Origin of the sequence: Paraburkholderia sp. SIMBA_054, from assembly GCF_046534875.1 — a bacterium.
Classification (GTDB): Bacteria; Pseudomonadota; Gammaproteobacteria; order Burkholderiales; family Burkholderiaceae; genus Paraburkholderia; species Paraburkholderia hospita.
In genome coordinates this window covers 1-242 of sequence record NZ_JAWRXV010001545.1, presented here as the reverse complement: position 1 = coordinate 242, position 242 = coordinate 1, and the positions used below count along the sequence as shown (strand labels likewise).

Annotated in this window: 1 pseudogene; it reads left to right on the top strand. The window is 51.7% G+C overall.

What is annotated here, in order from left to right:
* Positions 1-242 (top strand): annotated as a pseudogene (locus SB822_RS60220) (MBL fold metallo-hydrolase); the annotation flags it as partial.

Below are 242 nucleotides of genomic sequence, written 5' to 3'. Positions count from 1 at the left end.
CATCGACCGCAGGTAAAAGGCTTTTACGACAAGAGAACCTCCAGCGTTCAGTACGTGGTGTCCGATCCGGCAACTGGTATGTGCGCAATAGTGGACCCCGTTCTCGATTTTGATGAAAAGTCGGGGTCAACGGCGACGACCAATGCCGATGCAATTCTCGATTACGTTCGCGATAACAGCCTGACTGTCGAATGGATTCTCGACACCCATCCACATGCCGATCATTTTTCTGCAGCCCAGTA